The organism is Tessaracoccus palaemonis (assembly GCF_019316905.1).
In the GTDB taxonomy this organism is placed as follows: domain Bacteria; phylum Actinomycetota; class Actinomycetes; order Propionibacteriales; family Propionibacteriaceae; genus Arachnia; species Arachnia palaemonis.
In genome coordinates this window covers 13,025-28,704 of sequence record NZ_CP079216.1, presented here as the reverse complement: position 1 = coordinate 28,704, position 15,680 = coordinate 13,025, and the positions used below count along the sequence as shown (strand labels likewise).

Here is a 15,680-nt window from a genome sequence, read left to right as displayed (position 1 = left end):
CCTACGGATCAGGGGTTCGCCGGGCCTCCGTTGCCAGATACGCCTCGCTCCGCTCGGCGCCCTTCGACGAGCTCAGGGAACCGACAGGCTCAGCCTGTCGAAACGCCCTCGCCGGATCGTTGAGCCTGTCGAAACGCCTCGAGCGAAGCGAGAGGGGCCAACCCGCCCGAAGCCCCAGTGCCCGACTAGGCGGGCGGGTCGATGAGACGACGGCCGGACATCGGGCACCGCTGGGCCTTCGGGCCACCGTGCTCGATCGCGATCCCCGTGAGCGACGAGACGGGCGCGGGGACCAGTCCGCAGACATGACACCGGTAGTACTCGATGGGGTGGGCCGGTGGGTCAGCATCGCCGTCGGGTCCAGTCAGCAAGCCGCGTCGGAGGGCCCGGTAGACGCGCACGAGCCGTTCATGGGTGGTGCCGCCGCTCGACCGCGCGACCTCGACATGCAACGAGCCGCAGAACGAGGCGAAGGCGACGACCTCCGCGATCCCGCTCGGGCCCATCGTCGGGAGCAACTCCTGGCCGCCGACCCAGTCGTCCACCCTGATGAGGCCGCCGTCGAGTCCGGGAAACGGCGCCCGGGCGAGCACCTCGGCCTGCCGCTCCGGGGTCGGGGCGCCGCCGGGCTCGAGGATCGCGACGGCGTCGCGCCGAGGCACCCAGCGAAGTCTGCCCCGGTCGAGCACAAGGAGCGCCGGTCCGTCGTCGCTGAGCACCCGTACGGGCGCGTCGCGTCGGCTGAGCCCCACGAGCCCGCCCTGGAGCGGACCGGACAGCTTTGAATGCATCGGCCACCATGCCTCACGCGGACAACGTTGTCCGCCCGACAAGGGTAAGCGAGGCGATCCGGTCGCGTGCCGGTCTTGCGCCTAATCCCAGGTGCCGGACCTCCGCGGCAGAAGCTGTTGAGTCCTATCCGAGTTCGACACCGACCGCAGCCACGCGCGCGGCTACGGCACGAGCACGGCGCGCTCCGGGCCCCGGTGCGCCCAGGCCGCCGCCGCGTCCGCCAGGGAGAACGACTTGTACGCCACCTGGATCCGGCCGTCGGCAATCCGCGCCAGCAGCCCGGGCAGCTGCTTCAACAGGTCCGCCGTAGACGCGGAGCCCGCGCCGCTGCCGACGATCCGGATCCTCCGGCTGCGCAGCAGCGACGCCGGGACCGCGGCCGTCGGGCCGGCGAGGCCCCCGATCTGGGTGTAGGTGATGTCGGCCGAGTCCTCGTCGAGGCCGCGACGCGCCAGCGCCCCGAAGGCCAGTTCCGCGACGGGTCCCCAGAGGTAGTCGAGGACGAGCGACGGCGCCGGGTCGAGCGCCGCGGCGAGCCGAGTCGCCGTGTCCTCCTCACCGAGGCGGACGGTGACCACGGACGGCCCCGCGAGCTCCTCCAGCACGGCGGCGTTACGGCCCACGGCGACGACGCGGTCCGCGCCCAGGGAGAGCGCCGACTGGACGGCGATCCTGCCCGAGGCGCCGGTCGCGCCGAAGATCAGCACGGTGCCGAGCGGTCCCCGGTCGGCGCGCGCCGTCAGCGGCAACCAGCTCGACATCCCGGGGTTCATGCCTGCCGCGACGGCGAGCGGGTCGGCTCCGTCGGGCACCCGAATGCCCACGCGGGCAGACATCCGCTCCGCCATCGTGCCCCACGGCTCGGTGATGAACCCGGTGTAGACGAGCCCGCCGTCGACACCCCGGGCAACGGCGTCGACACCGGGGACGAACGGGTAGACGTCGCCGCTGCCGTAGTGGGAGCCGGAGGCGATGGACCGCACGATCTGGTGCAGACCAGCTCCGACAAGCTCGAACACCTGCTCCCCCTGCCCGGGAACCGGCTCTGAGAAGTCTCCGCAGACGGGACCCGCCTGCGGAGAGCTGATCACAACTGCCTTCATGGACATCTCCTTAACGTTGTTCAGTTCCGATCATCGCTTAACAGCGTTAAGCTATCACCATGGCCAAGGGACTGACACGTCAGCTGATCGTCGAGGAGGCGCTCGCGCTGCTCGACGAGGTGGGCATCGAGGCGCTGACCCTCCGGGCCCTCGCCGGGAGGCTCGACGTGAAGGCCCCCGCCCTGTACTGGCATATGTCGAGCAAGCAGGAGCTCCTCGACGAGATGGGCACCGAGATCCAGCGTCGCGTCATGGCCGCGGCCACCACTCTGCCCCTCGGCGACTGGAGGCAGGCGCTCGGCCGCTACGCGCGAGCTTTGCGCACCGAGTACCTCGCCCATCGCGACGGTGCGCGAACCTTCTCCGGCACCCGCCTCACCGACCCCGACGTCCTGCGCGCACAGGAGCCCTGGCTCGATGCCTGGGCCGAGGCCGGTCACGATCTCGCGGACGCCGTCCAGGCCGCCCAGCTCGTGACGGCCTTCGTCGTCGGTTTCGTGATCGAGGAGCAGGAACGGACCTCGGAGCGCTACTCGCTCGAGCAGCGCGACGAGGCCGTCGGCCCCGACGCTCCGCACGTGGTCGAGGCCGGCCGCGCGTTGTTCGCCGACGCCGACTCCCGCTTCGACTGGCAGCTGGACACCGTCCTGGACGGCATCGGCCTACGCCTGGGGTGAGGCGGGTACGCTTCGCTCCGCTCGGCACCCATCGACAGGGCCTGTGCTGAGCCTGTCGAAGTACTCAGGGAACCGGGTCGCCGAACCCGACACCCCACGGAACCGGGTCGCCGAGCTTGTCGAGGTGCCCTGAGCGAAGCGAAGGGTCTGGCGTGGCCGTGCTGACCGAGGGCCCATCCTCGCGACGACGCCACCCTTGTTGACCGACGCCACCCTTGTTGACCGACGCCACCCTTATTGACACATGCCACGGCCATGGCGGTGGCATGTGTCGATCGCGGTAGCGTCCGTCGATAGGGGTGGCGTCCGTCGACAAGGGTGGCGCGTGTTCGCCGAACGGCTGAGCCATCCGGATCCGGATAACACTTGATCCTGCGCCCGATTCAGTACAAGATTAGTCTTGTTTACAAGACGATCGGAGCGCCATGCCACACCCCAACGATCCTGACAAGCGGTTCTACGGGGCCATCACCGTGAGCGACCGGGGCCAGATCGTGATCCCGGCCCAGGCCCGACGCGACTTCAGCATCGAGGTCGGCGACAAGCTGCTCGTGTTCGGCGACCTGCGCCACGGGATCGCGCTCGCGCGGGCCGACGATGTGGTCGCGCGGCACCCGGGTGCGGAGGCGATCCTCGGGGACGGGGATCCCGCCACGGAGGCAACCTCGGAGGACGGGGAGCCCGGTGCTGACTGAGGTCGGCGCCCAACGCCTCCGGACGGTCGCGGCGAACGTGGTCGCGACCGGATTCGGCGTCGGCGGCGCCTGGCTGACCGGCTTCAGCCTCTGGGCCATCCTCGTGGCGCCACTGGCCGGCACCCTCGGCTGGTTCGTCGGCTGGTTCGCCGGGCGCGCGATCGGCGCCTGGCTGACCCGTCGCGGCTTCGCGGCGGCCGGGCTGCCGGTCTACCGCCTCCAGGAGCTCCCCGAGGGGGAGGTCACCGCGGGCGGCAAGGCCCGGTCCCTCGCCCGGCTCTCCCGCGCCGGGCAGCCGGTCCCCCAGGGGCTGGTGATCCTCCCGCGCGGGTTCTCCGGCGACGACCTGACCGCCCCCGCGACCCATGCTCTCGACCGCTGGGCGCGACGCCTCCCGGCCGGCCAACGCTTCGCCGTTCGTTCGTCGGCCCGCGCCGAAGACTCGGGCACGGCGTCGTTCGCCGGCGCGTACGAGTCGGTCCTCGACGTCTCCGCCGACGGGCTCCCCGCGGCCATCGCGACGGTGCGGGCATCCGGCTCCGCCGACCGCGTGGCCGCCTACGCCCGGACGACCGACAGCCAGGCCGGCGACGTGGCCGTCATCGTGCAGGTGATGGTCCCCGCCGACCTCGCCGGGGTCGTCTTCACCGTCGACCCGATCACCGGCGACCTCGACACCATGCTCGGCAGCGTCGTGCACGGCGTCGGCGAGGCCCTGGTCTCCGGGCAGGTGACCGGCGACCAGTTCCGCCTCACCCGACCCTCCGGCCACTACGACGGCCCACCAACGCTCGCATCTCACGCCGCCGAACTGCACCGTCGGGCCCACGACGTGGAGGGCAACTTCGACGGTGTCCCCCAGGACATCGAGTGGGCGATCGCCGACGGGCGGCTGTGGCTGCTCCAGGCGCGACCCATCACCACCCTGAACCCGTGGCGCCAGCGCACCGCCGAGCGCAACGACTCGCTCGCCGGCAACTGCCTCTGGTCCGCCACGAACCTGAGCGAGGCCAACCCCGTCGCCCAGACCCCGCTGACGATCTCGCTGGCGCGGTACCTGCAGGCCAACGGCGGGCCGTCCATGGCCCTGCGCGGCCGGGAGATGGCCGGCTCCATCGGCGGTCGCCCTTACGCGAACCTCAGCGTCCAGATCACCTCGCGCCGCGGGAAGGCCGGCAAGGCCGACCCACGCGACGTCTACCGCAAAATCGCCGGCTGGTGGGGTGCGCTGCCCGACGGCGTGCCCATTCCGCTGATCCCGCTCACGCCGCAGGACTGGACGACGGTCGGCCTTCCCCTGCTCGGAACCCTGCTGAAAATGCTCCGCGCCAGGCGCGGCCTGCCCTCCTTCCTCCGCGACCACCAGCGCACCTGCGCCTCACTCACCAACGAAGTCCGATCGGCCACGACCCCCGCCGAACTCCGGCGACTCTGGGACCACAAGCTGTTCGACCTGAGCCTCCGCTCCTTCTGGGCCGTGATCGCCTCCGGCTCCGACTATCCCGCCCGCTTGGAGGCCGAGCTCCGCGACGAGCTCGGCGCGGAGGATGCGTCGACGCTCATGTCCGACCTGGCAGGAGTCGCGGGCGGGCTCGAGAGCCTGGGACCGGTCGAGGGCCTTGACCGGGTGCGCACCGGCGAGCTGTCCCGCGGGGAGTACGTGGCGCGCTTCTGCCACCGGGGCGTCAACGAGGTCGAGCTGGCCTGGCCCCGGCCGTCGGAGGACCCCTCCTGGCTCGACGCCCAGCTGAACCGGCAGGGAGGAGTCGACGTCAACGCGCTCCGAGGTCGGCAGTCCGCCGCCTCCGCCACCGTGCTGGCCCGCCTCAGGACACACGACCGAAGGCAGGCGGCCACGGTCGAACGCCGGGTCCGTAAGGCCGCGCGGAACGCCGCGCTGCGCGAGGTCGCCCGCTCCGAAGGGGTCCGGACCACCGGCGTTCAGAGGACGTTCGCCCTTCGCGCCGGTGAACTGCTCGGCATCCGCGACGACGTCTTCCTGCTCACCATCGAGGAACTCCTCGCCGCCCTCGACGGCGACACCACCCCATTCGCGTTGTTCGACGAGCGTCGAACCACCCTGCGACGCTACCGCGAGCTGCCTCCCCTGCCCGGGCTCATCTGCGGCCGGTTCGACCCCTTCAACTGGGCTGCAGACCCGGAACGCCGCACGGACGTCGCCGGCAGCGTCATCGCAGCCTCCGACCCGACGGTGTCCTCCGAGACGCGCGACGTCATCACCGGACATCCCGGCGCGCTCGGTCGCGTGGAGGGCACCGTCCGGGTCCTGGCGAGCTTCGACGAGTCGGACCAGCTGCTCCCGGGCGAGGTGCTCGTGACATCGCTCACGAACATCGGCTGGACGCCTCTGTTCCCCGTGGCCGGAGCCATCGTGACAGACCTCGGCGCGCCGCTCAGCCACGCGGCGATCGTCGCTCGCGAGCTGGGCGTACCCGCAGTCGTCGGTTGCGGCGACGCGACCGCCCGCCTGCACACCGGCGACCGAGTCTTGGTCGACGGCGCCGCCGGCACCGTCACCCCGTGCTCTCCGGCATGGTGAGTGATCTCAAGTGAGCCAGCTGTCTCAACAGGAATCCACCTCGCTCCGCTCGGCGCCCTTCACAGGGCCTGTACTGAGCCTGTCGAAGTGCTCAGGGAACCGGATCGTTGAGCCTGTCGAAGCCCATCTCGGACCGTTGAACCTGTCGAAACGCCCTGAGCCCGTCGAAGGGATCCCGGGCGCGCCGCCGCGAGCAGCACCACGCGAGACTGGCCCTGACAAGGAAACTTGTCAGGGCCGGTCTAGTAGGTGGGCTCAACTGGACTTGAACCAGTGGCGTTCCTCGCCGCAGTGACGACACGCCTTGCTACAAGGTCGCGCGGCTAGGCATCGCGCCACAGCTGACCCGCCGCTGTTGCCGCGAACTTCGGGACGCCGCACCTTGCCAGGTGATCGAGCAGCACCCTCGTGGTGATCACCGGCCGCCGCGTCGCGGCGGCCTGACGGTGGAGTGAGGCAACGGTGAGATCCGGCTCGAGGTCGAGCTGGTTGAGCAGAAACTCATCGGGGTGCTGAACCTCAAGACCCAACGGTTCCAGAACCTCGATGGGAAAGTCCCGCACGTTCGCAGTCACGACCATGTCGGCCCGGCCCTGCAGCGCCGCTGCCGCGGGGTCAGGCATCGCCTCAGAAACTGACCTGTGATACCACATTGGTACCATCGATGCATGGCAATGACTCTACGACTTACCCCCGAGGACGAGGAAGCCCTCACCCGGCTCGCCGACCACGAAGGCGTGAGCAGGCAGGAGGCAACCGTCCGCGCGATCCACGAGGTTCTTGCCCGGCGACTCAGACGCGATGAGGTAGCGTCACTGTCGGCCGCAGCCCGAGAACGCTACGCCGATCTACTCGACCGCCTCGGCCAGTGATCGAGTACCTCAGCCTTGAGGACCTGCTTTCCCTGGTCGGGGACCTCGGGGTCGGCCCGCTCAGGGACATCGGGCTACTCGACTCCGCAGCCCACCGCCCGCAGGTAAGCGTCCTCGGCGAGGACGCGTATCCGGGCATCCACGAGAAGGCGGCCGTGCTCCTGGAGTCGCTCGTTCGCAACCACCCGCTGGTGGACGGCAACAAGCGTCTCGGCTGGCTCGCCACGGTTGTCTTCTACGGGCTCAACGGCGTCACCCTCGAGGCCCCTGACGATGACGCCTACGATCTCGTCATCGCCGTCGCTTCCGGAGAGTCCGCCTACCCACAGTCCGCGATCGCACTGGAGTCGTGGACACTCAGCTGAACAGACACCACAAAAAAACCGGCCCTGACAAGGAAACTTGTCAGGGCCGGACTGGTTGGTGGGCCTAACTGGACTTGAACCAGTGACCTCTGCCTTATCAGGGCAGCGCTCTAACCGTCTGAGCTATAGGCCCGTTCACCGAGGCAAAACTCTATCGCACCGCGTCCGGCCGCGGCAAATCGGGGCCCGGTGTGACGGTGCCGCTCCCTGGTCTTCCGGGCGGGCACCGTCGACACTTCGGGTCAGTCCTCCGCGAGAGTGACCTCCAGGCCGCCCATCACGACGGCCGACAGGTTGTACAGGAAGGCGAACAGTGTGGCCACGGCCGTGATGATCACGACGTCGATCGCCGCGATCAGGACAGCGAAACCCAGCACGCGCGACACGGACAGGTAGTCCTCGATCTTGAACGCGGTGTCGGCGTCACCGATGAGCGTGTTGATCAGGGTGTTGACGCTCTCCAGCGCGCCCGAGCCGGCGAGCACCGACCACAGCACGAACACCGCGACCACCAGCATCACGCCGAAAGCGATGGCGAACAGGAACGTCGTCTTCATCACCGACCAGGGGTCGATGCGCGACAGCCTCAGGCGGGCCTTGCGCGTGCGGCGCGGCTTGCGGGCAGCGGCCACCGGCGCGACGGCGGTCTTCTCCGCGGCGGACTCGGCGGACACGGGGCCCTGGAGTCGGCCGAGCACGCCGGTCTTCTCATCGGCCGACGGGCTCGAGACGGGGGCGGGCGGTGCGACGGGGGCCGCCGACGGGGCACCCGCGACGGGGGCCGCGGCCCACTCCTTCGCGGTCCGCTCAGCGCGCTCCTTGGCGCTGGGCGTGATGCGCGTCGAGGACGCATCGGGGGCGCTGGACGCCGACTTCGTCGGCGCAGAGGAAGCCGTGCGGCCTGCCTCGGACAGCGCCGCCTTGCGGTACGGCGAGAAGTCGAGGCCGGGGGAACCATCGCTCCCCGGCCAGCGAGGCGAGTTCTCACTCATCGGAGTCCTCCTCGGTGGTAGGCGCGGTCACCGGGTCGGCGCCACTCGGGTCTTCGGGCTCTACGGTACCCGTTGCGGTCTCCGCCCCGGTACCGCCCTCAGCGTCGACCTCCTCCGTGGAATCCGACTCCGGGTAGAGCGCGATGGCCCCGACGGCGTCGTCACCCTTCACCCCGACGAACTTCACGCCCATGGTGTCGCGGCCCTTGACGGGCACGTCGGCGACCGCGGAGCGGGTGACCTGGCCGGAGATCTTGATGGCCATCACCTCGTCGGCATCGCCCACGATCAGGCCGCCGACGAGCTGTCCTCGATCCTCCACCAGCTTCATCGCCTTGATGCCGAGGCCGCCGCGGCCCTGGCGACGGTAGTCCGCGACCGCGGTCCGCTTGGCGAAACCGCCGTCGGTGACAGTGAAGACGTACTGACCGTCGTAGTCGACGTCGGCCTTCAGCACCGCCATGGACAGCAGCTCGTCGCCGTCGCGGAACTTCATGCCGGTGACGCCGGACGTCGCGCGGCCCATCGGGCGCAGCTGCGCGTCGTCCGCCTGGAAGCGGATGGCCTGGCCCTTGCGGGAGATCAGCAGCACGTCGTCCTCCGACGAGACCAGCGACGCGCCGATCAGCTCGTCGCCCTCCTCGCGGAAGTTGATCGCGATGACGCCCGCCTGACGCGGGGAGTCGTAGGCCTTGAGCTCGGTCTTCTTCACCAGCCCGTGTCGGGTGGCGAGAAGGAGGTAGTCGGCGTCCTCGTACGAGTTGATCGTCAGCACCTGCGCGATGCGCTCGTCGGGCAGGAAGTTCATCAGCCCCGCGACGTGGCCGCCCTTGGCGTCCCGGCCGGCCTCCGGCAGCTGCCACGCCTTGGCGCGGTAGACGCGGCCGAAGTTCGTGAAGAACAGGATCCACTGGTGGTTGGTGGTCGCGAACAGGTGTTCGACCTCGTCGTCGGCGCGCAGCGTGGCGCCGCGGACGCCCTTGCCGCCCCGCTTCTGCGTGCGGTAGAGGTCGGCCTTAGTGCGCTTGGCGTAGCCGCCGTGCGTGATGGTGACGACGACATCCTCGTTGGGGATGAAGTCCTCCTCGGAGAAGTCACCGTCGGCCGCGATGATGCGGGTGCGGCGGTCGTCGCCGTACTTGTCGACGATCTCCTGCAGCTCGACCGAGATGATCTCGCGCTGACGCTCCTCGGAGGCGAGGATGTCCTTCAGATCGGCGATCTTCGCCTCGAGCGTGGCCAACCGGTCGATGATCTTCTGGATCTCCATCGACGCCAGGCGGCGCAGCTGCTGGTCGAGGATGTTGCGGGCCTGCAGCTCGTCGATGTCGAGGAGCTCCTGCAGGCGGGTGTTCGCCTCCTCGGCGGTGCGGCTCGCGCGGATCAGCGCGATGACCTCGTCGAGCATGTTCAGGGCCTTGACCAGGCCGCGGTCGAGGTGAGCGGCGCGCTCAGCCTCGTCCAGCTGCCACTGCGTGCGTCGCTGGATGACGCTCATCTGGTGCTTGAGCCACAGGGAGATGAACTGGTCGAGGCGCAGGGTGCGGGGCACCTCGTCGACGATCGCCAGCATGTTGCAGCCGAACGTGTCCTGCAGCGCGGTGTGCTTGTACAGGTTGTTCATCACGACGCGCGGCTGGGCGTCGCGCTTCAGCACGATGACGAGGCGCTGGCCGGTACGGGCGGAGGTGTCGTCGCGGATGTCCGCGATGCCGGTCAGCCGACCGGAGTTCACCAGGTCGGCGATCTTCTGCGCCAGCGCGTCCGGGTTGCACATGTAGGGCAGCTCGGTGACGACCAGGAGCTGACGCCCCTTGGGGTCCTCCTCCATGTCGATGACCGCGCGCATGGTGACCGAACCGCGGCCGGTGCGGTACGCGTCCTCGATGCCCTGACGGCCGACGATCAGGCCGCCGCCCGGGAAGTCGGGGCCGTGGATCTTGGAGATGGCCGCCTCGAGCAGCTCCTCCTTGGTGGCCTCCGGGTGGGCGAGCGCCCACTGGACGGCCTCGCCGACCTCACGCAGGTTGTGCGTCGGGATGTTGGTCGCCATGCCCACCGCGATGCCGGTGGAGCCGTTGACCAGCAGGTTCGGGAAGCGGGCCGGCAGGACGACCGGCTCCTCCTCGCGGTTGTCGTAGTTCGGCCGGAAGTCGACGGTGTTCTGCTCGATCTCGCGGACCATCTCGACGGCCAGCGGGGCCATCTTGCACTCGGTGTATCGCATGGCCGCGGCGCGGTCGTTGCCCTGCGAGCCGAAGTTGCCCTGCCCGGAGACGAGCGTGTGGCGCATGGCCCACGGCTGCGCCATGCGCACGAGGGTGTCGTAGATCGCGGTATCGCCGTGGGGGTGGTAGAGGCCCATGACCTCACCGACGACGCGGGAGCACTTGTTCCAGCCGCGGTCGGGGCGGTAGCCGCCGTCCCACATCGCGTAGAGCACGCGACGGTGGACGGGCTTGAGGCCGTCGCGGACGTCGGGCAGCGCGCGCCCGACGATCACGCTCATCGCGTAGTCGAGGTAGGAGTTCTGGATCTCGTGCTGCAGGTCGACGGGGGAGATGCGCCCGTGGATCGCGAGTTCGCCGAACTTGTCGTCAGCCATGTGGGATTACCTTCTAATGCCTTGTCAGAGTCGTTCGGGGATCAGATGTCGAGGAAGCGCACGTCGCGCGCGTTGCGCTGGATGAACGACCGGCGCTGCTCGACGTCCTCGCCCATCAGGACGGAGAACATCTGGTCGGCCTGCGCGGCGTCCTCCAGCGAGACCTGGAGCAGGATGCGCTTGGCCGGGTCCATCGTGGTGTCCCACAGGTCGTCGGCGTTCATCTCGCCCAGACCCTTGTAGCGCTGGATCGGGTTGACGTTCGGCAGCTTCTTGCCCTCGGCGAGGCCCTGCTCACGCAGCTTGTCGCGCTCGTCGTCGCTGTAGGCCAGCTCGTGGGGCGAGTTGGTCCAGCGGAGCCTGAACAGCGGCGGCTGGGCGAGGAAGACGTGGCCCGCGTCGATCATCGGGCGCATGAAGCGGAACAGGAGCGTCAGGAGCAGCGTGCGGATGTGGGCGCCGTCGACGTCGGCGTCGGCCATCAGGACGAGCTTGTGGTAGCGCAGCTTCTCGAGGTCGAAGTCCTCCTGCATGCCGGCGCCGAGCGCGTTGATGATCGCCTCGACCTCCTTGTTGGCGAGGATCTTGTCGATGCGGGCCTTCTCGACGTTCAGGATCTTGCCGCGGATGGGCAGGATCGCCTGCGTCCTCGGCTCGCGGCCGCCGCGGGCGGAGCCGCCTGCGGAGTCGCCCTCGACGATGAACAGTTCGCACTCGGCGGGGTTGGTCGACTGGCAGTCGACGAGCTTGCCGGGCAGGCCCGACGAGCCGAGCAGGCCCTTGCGGGAGCGGGCCATGTCGCGCGCCTTGCGGGCGGCGATGCGGGCCTGGGCCGCGGACTGCGCCTTGCGGATGATCTCCTTGCCCTCAGCGGGGTTCCGCTCGAACCAGTCGCCCAGGCGGTCGTTCAGCACGCGCTGCACGAAGCTGCGGGCCTCGGTGTTGCCGAGCTTGGTCTTGGTCTGGCCCTCGAACTGCGGCTCGGAGACCTTGATGGAGACGATGGCCGTCAGACCCTCGCGGATGTCGTCGCCGGAGACGCGGTCCTCGCGCTTGCGGATGAGGCCCCACGAGTCGCCCCAGCGGTTCACCGTGTTGGTCAGCGCCGCGCGGAAACCCTCCTCGTGCGTGCCACCCTCGGTGGTGTTGATCGTGTTGGCGAACGTGTAGACGCTGCTGGTGTAGCTGGCGTTCCACTGCATCGCGATCTCGACGCCCATCCCCTGCTCGGGGGAGTGGGCCTCGACGTCGATCACGGACGGGTGGATGGCCTCCTTGCCCGACGACAGGAACTTCACGTAGTCCGTGAGGCCCTGCTCGTAGTGGAACTCGTCGTGGTGCTGGACCGGCTCGCCCTCGTCGTCGAGGACCTGGTGGCCGGTGCGCTCGTCAGCGACGGTGATCCTCAGGCCCTTGTTCAGGAACGCCATCTCGCGGAAGCGGGTCGCGAGCGTGTCATAGGAGAAGTCGGTGGTCTCGAAGATGTCAGGCGACGGGAAGAACGTGATGGTGGTGCCGGTCTCGTCGGTCTCCTCCAGCTGCTCCAGCTCGGTGACTGGATCGCCCAGGTGGAACGTCTGCTGGAAGCGGAAGCCGTCGCGTCGGACGTCGACGATCAGCTTCTCCGACAGCGCGTTCACGACGGAGGAACCCACGCCGTGCAGGCCGCCGGAGACCTTGTAGCCGCCGTCGCCGAACTTGCCGCCCGCGTGGAGGACGGTCAGGACGAGCGTGACGGTGGGGATCTTCTCGATCGGGTGTTCCTTGACGGGGATGCCGCGGCCGTTGTCCTTCACCCGCACACCGCCGTCGTCGAGCAGTTCGACGTTGATGGTGTCGCAGTAGCCGGCCAGGGCCTCGTCGACGGAGTTGTCGACGATCTCGTAGACCAGGTGGTGGAGCCCGCGTTCGCCGGTGGACCCGATGTACATGCCAGGACGCTTGCGCACTGCCTCGAGACCCTCGAGGACCGAGATCTGGTCCGCGTCGTAGCTGCCGGAGACGGTGTTGTCCGCCGAGTCCTGCAGCCCTTCCATGCGTTCCGTCGGGGTGAAATCCTCGCCTGCCTGCTGGTCGTCGACCACAGTTCTCCCGTCACACAAACATGGCGCCGAGTCGTTCGGCGCCGTTGAACTTGTCCATTCTACCGCGTCGGCTCCGGAAACGAGGACCCAGGCGGAGGTGAAATGCCCCTGTAACGCCCGGATTGCGCGATCTGCTGAATCGGCAGGGGCAGTTGGGTGGTCCCCCTCCCGATCCGGGGGCCTGAGGCGGCAGATCGGCGCGGACCTTCCCCTGCCGGGTCCCTCCCCTGCTGCCCCTCCCCTGCCGGATCCCTTCCTGCCGGGCCACTTCGCAAACGCCAACGAAATCTCCCAGACGCCAACGATGTGCACGGACGCCAACGGTATTCGCGCGAAGATCGTTGGCGTCCGTGGCTTCCGTTGGCGTCTGCACGGAGGCGACGACGGGGTGTGGGGCGGGGCGTGGTGGCGGGCGACAGGGCGGGCGGCGGCGCGGTCACGCGCTGAGGGTGCAAGGATCTGTGCGTGGAGTGGATCGTTCTGGGCGTCGCGGCGCTGATCGTCGGCATCGCGAAGACGAGCTTCGGCGGGCTCGGGTCACTCGCCGTTGCGCTGTTCGCGCTCGCCATGCCGACCAAGGAGTCGACGGCGGCCGCCCTGATCCTGCTGATCACCGGCGACGTCGTGGCAGTGCTGCGGTACCGGAAGGCCGCCGACTGGCGGCTGCTCCGCGCGCTACTGCCGGCCGTCATCCCCGGGCTCCTACTCGGCGCCTGGTTCCTCTCCCTCGTCGACGACCTGGTCCTCAAGCGCTCCATCGGCTGGCTGCTGCTGGCATTCGTCCTGATCCAGCTGGGCTGGCAACTGCTGACCGCGCGGCGGGCCGCAGCCGAGGCGACCGACGGCGTTCCGCACCGTGCGCTGTCCATCGGCGCCGGTGTAGCCGCAGGGTTCACGACCATGTCGGCCAACGCCGCCGGTCCCGTCATGGCGCTGTACCTCCAGCTGGCGAAAGTGGAGAAGCTGCGCTTCCTCGGCACGGGCGCTTGGTACTTCTTCATCATCAACCTGACCAAGGTGCCGCTGAGCGCGTCGCTGGGGCTGTTCACGCCGTCGGTCCTGACGACGGCCGCGGCGCTCGTCCCCGTCGTGGTGGTTGGGACGTTCATCGGCATGCTGATCATCGGTCGGATCCCGCAACGGGCATTCGACATCATCACGCTGCTGGCCTCGGTCGTCGCCGCTGGTGCGCTGCTTGTCCTCTGACGCGGGAACACACCTCGCTGCGCTCGGTGCCCTTCGACGAGCTTGTGTCGAGCCTGTCGACGTGCTCAGGGAACCGGGCCGCCGAGCCCATCGAAGCGCCACCCCGGATCGATTCCGGTGCACAACGATGCGTATTCCGAGGCTGCTGCAACATGGGCGCAGCTGCCCCCATATAGGCATTGTTGTGCGGGAAAGGGGAACCGGGGTGAGCTCGGGGCACGGGGTGGGCTCCGGGCGGGGTGAGCCCGAGGAACGAGGGGCTCAGGGCAGGGTGAGGTCGGGGAACCAGGACAGCTCAGAGGTGTCCGGGTCGTTGAGCACTTCGACAAGCTCAGCACAGGCCTGTCGAAACGCACTGAGCGTAGCGAAGGGGACAAACAGCACCGGCGCCCACCCTCCCACCCCTTCGCGCGGGCGGTCGGCGGCCGCGCCTATGCTCGACTGAACGAGCCAAGGAGACACGCTATGAAGTGGATCGACCACACCATCTGGTGGCAGGTCTACCCCCTGGGGTTCTGCGGGGCGCCGATCCGCACGGGGGACCACTCCCCCGCGCCGCGGCTGCGGCGGCTGTACAACTGGCTTGACTACATCATCGAGTTGGGCGCCAACGGGCTGCTGCTCGGCCCGGTGTTCGAGTCCGAGACGCACGGCTACGACACCACTGACCACTACCGCATCGACGCGCGCCTCGGCGGAGACGAGGAGTTCGACCAGCTGATCTCCCGTTCGCACGAGCGCGGCATCAAGGTGCTGCTCGACGGCGTGTTCAGCCACGTCGGCTACCGCCACCCCCTCTTCCAACAGGCGCTCGTCGAGGGCCGGGACAGCGCGGCGGCTCGCGTCTTCGACATCGACTGGGAGGCCGACGGCGGCCCACAGCCGCGCGTGTTCGAGGGGCACGGCGGCCTCGTCCGTCTCCGGCACGACGCGCCGGAGACCGTCGTCTTCGTGACCGACATCATGAACCACTGGCTCGACCGAGGCGCCGACGGCTGGCGCCTGGACGCCGCCTACTCGGTGCCCCCGGAGTTCTGGGCGAAGGTGCTTGCCGGCGTGCGCGAGAAGCACCCCGACACGTGGATCCTCGGCGAGGTGATCCACGGCGACTACCCCGCCTTCGTCTCGCAGAGCGGCGTCGACTCGGTCACGCAGTACGAGCTGTGGAAGGCCATCTGGTCCAGCCTGAAGGACGAGAACCTCTACGAGCTGGACTGGTCGCTCAAACGCCACAACAAGTTCCTGGAGACGTTCACCCCCACCACCTTCATCGGCAACCACGACGTCACGCGGATCGCCAGCCAGGTCGACCAGCAGAAGGCTGTCGTCGCGGCTGCGCTGCTACTGCTCCTCGGAGGCATTCCGTCGATCTATGCGGGGGACGAGCAGGGCTTCACGGGCGTCAAGGCCGACACCGTCGACGGCGACGACGCCGTTCGGCCGCCCTTCCCGCCCTCCCCATCGGAGCTCCTGCCGTTCGGTGAGCCGGTGTTCGAGGCCTACGAAGCCCTGATCGGCATCCGCCGCCGGAATCCGTGGCTCGTCAACGCCCGCGTCGACCGCCTCGACCTCGACGACTCGCAGTACCGGATGTGCGTGTACGCGAACGACGGCGACGAGTTCCTTGTGCTGCAGCTTGAGCATGGCGGCCGGCACGTGAAGGTCTACCGCGGCGAGCATGACCTCCTGTGGTCCACCTACTCCTGGAGCGGTGCGATCGCCTGAGGTC

Annotated in this window: 13 protein-coding genes and 1 tRNA gene; 7 read left to right on the top strand and 7 right to left on the bottom strand. The window is 69.1% G+C overall.

Annotated elements, in window-relative coordinates:
• Positions 1-185 precede the first annotated feature (185 nt).
• Positions 186-791, bottom strand: coding sequence for a hypothetical protein (locus tag KDB89_RS00125; RefSeq protein ID WP_219082281.1), 606 nt, complete (start codon positions 789-791; stop codon positions 186-188).
• A 162-nt stretch (positions 792-953) separates the two neighbouring features.
• Positions 954-1,895 carry a quinone oxidoreductase family protein gene (locus KDB89_RS00120; RefSeq protein WP_255556027.1) on the bottom strand — a complete coding sequence of 314 codons (942 nt, stop codon included), beginning with the start codon at positions 1,893-1,895 and terminating at the stop codon, positions 954-956.
• 59 nt (positions 1,896-1,954) lie between these two features.
• On the opposite strand from KDB89_RS00120, the gene KDB89_RS00115 reads away from it, so the two are divergent.
• From KDB89_RS00115 to KDB89_RS00105, 3 genes are all read left to right on the top strand, one after another.
• Entirely contained in the window at positions 1,955-2,572 is a 618-nt protein-coding gene (locus tag KDB89_RS00115) for a TetR/AcrR family transcriptional regulator C-terminal domain-containing protein (RefSeq protein WP_219082277.1), read from the top strand.
• Positions 2,573-2,997: 425 nt separating this feature from the next.
• On the top strand, positions 2,998-3,267 hold the full coding sequence (locus tag KDB89_RS00110; RefSeq protein ID WP_219082275.1) for an AbrB/MazE/SpoVT family DNA-binding domain-containing protein: 270 nt from the start codon (positions 2,998-3,000) through the stop codon (positions 3,265-3,267).
• Positions 3,257-5,827 carry a PEP/pyruvate-binding domain-containing protein gene (locus tag KDB89_RS00105; RefSeq protein WP_219082274.1) on the top strand — a complete coding sequence of 857 codons (2,571 nt, stop codon included), beginning with the start codon at positions 3,257-3,259 and terminating at the stop codon, positions 5,825-5,827. Before KDB89_RS00110 ends, KDB89_RS00105 begins: the two co-directional genes overlap by 11 nt.
• Before the next feature lie 323 nt (positions 5,828-6,150).
• Here KDB89_RS00105 and KDB89_RS00100 read toward each other — a convergent pair whose 3' ends face one another.
• Complete coding sequence (locus KDB89_RS00100; protein ID WP_219082272.1) at positions 6,151-6,450, bottom strand: VapC50 family PIN domain-containing toxin; 300 nt, start codon at positions 6,448-6,450, stop codon at positions 6,151-6,153.
• Positions 6,451-6,495: 45 nt separating this feature from the next.
• Here KDB89_RS00100 and KDB89_RS00095 point away from each other — a divergent pair, with 45 nt between their 5' ends.
• Both KDB89_RS00095 and KDB89_RS00090 read left to right on the top strand, forming a co-directional pair.
• Positions 6,496-6,699 carry a CopG family transcriptional regulator gene (locus KDB89_RS00095; protein ID WP_219082270.1) on the top strand — a complete coding sequence of 68 codons (204 nt, stop codon included), beginning with the start codon at positions 6,496-6,498 and terminating at the stop codon, positions 6,697-6,699.
• Positions 6,696-7,064: a type II toxin-antitoxin system death-on-curing family toxin gene (locus KDB89_RS00090; RefSeq protein WP_219082268.1), complete on the top strand. Its 369-nt coding sequence runs from the start codon at positions 6,696-6,698 to the stop codon at positions 7,062-7,064. Before KDB89_RS00095 ends, KDB89_RS00090 begins: the two co-directional genes overlap by 4 nt.
• 56 nt (positions 7,065-7,120) lie before the next feature.
• On the opposite strand, the gene KDB89_RS00085 is transcribed toward KDB89_RS00090, so the two are convergent.
• The 4 genes from KDB89_RS00085 to gyrB all read right to left on the bottom strand — a co-directional run bounded on the left by KDB89_RS00085 (position 7,121) and on the right by gyrB (position 12,697).
• Positions 7,121-7,197 (bottom strand) — tRNA-Ile (locus KDB89_RS00085).
• A gap of 109 nt (positions 7,198-7,306) precedes the next feature.
• Positions 7,307-8,056, bottom strand: coding sequence for a DUF3566 domain-containing protein (locus KDB89_RS00080; protein WP_219082266.1), 750 nt, complete (start codon positions 8,054-8,056; stop codon positions 7,307-7,309).
• Complete coding sequence (gyrA, locus tag KDB89_RS00075; protein ID WP_219082264.1) at positions 8,049-10,661, bottom strand: DNA gyrase subunit A; 2,613 nt, start codon at positions 10,659-10,661, stop codon at positions 8,049-8,051. The genes KDB89_RS00080 and gyrA overlap by 8 nt, the downstream gene beginning before the upstream one ends.
• 41 nt (positions 10,662-10,702) lie before the next feature.
• Entirely contained in the window at positions 10,703-12,697 is a 1,995-nt protein-coding gene (gene gyrB / locus KDB89_RS00070) for a DNA topoisomerase (ATP-hydrolyzing) subunit B (RefSeq protein ID WP_219084139.1), read from the bottom strand.
• Between the two features lie 513 nt (positions 12,698-13,210).
• Here gyrB and KDB89_RS00065 point away from each other — a divergent pair.
• Together KDB89_RS00065 and KDB89_RS00060 are read left to right on the top strand one after the other, a co-directional pair.
• Positions 13,211-13,951 (top strand): sulfite exporter TauE/SafE family protein, encoded by a 741-nt coding sequence (locus KDB89_RS00065; RefSeq protein ID WP_219082262.1) that lies wholly within the window; start codon positions 13,211-13,213, stop codon positions 13,949-13,951.
• Positions 13,952-14,416: 465 nt separating this feature from the next.
• The gene (locus KDB89_RS00060; RefSeq protein WP_219082260.1) at positions 14,417-15,676 is read left to right on the top strand and encodes an alpha-amylase family protein; all 1,260 of its coding nucleotides are present in this window, start codon (positions 14,417-14,419) and stop codon (positions 15,674-15,676) included.
• Positions 15,677-15,680 lie beyond the last annotated feature (4 nt).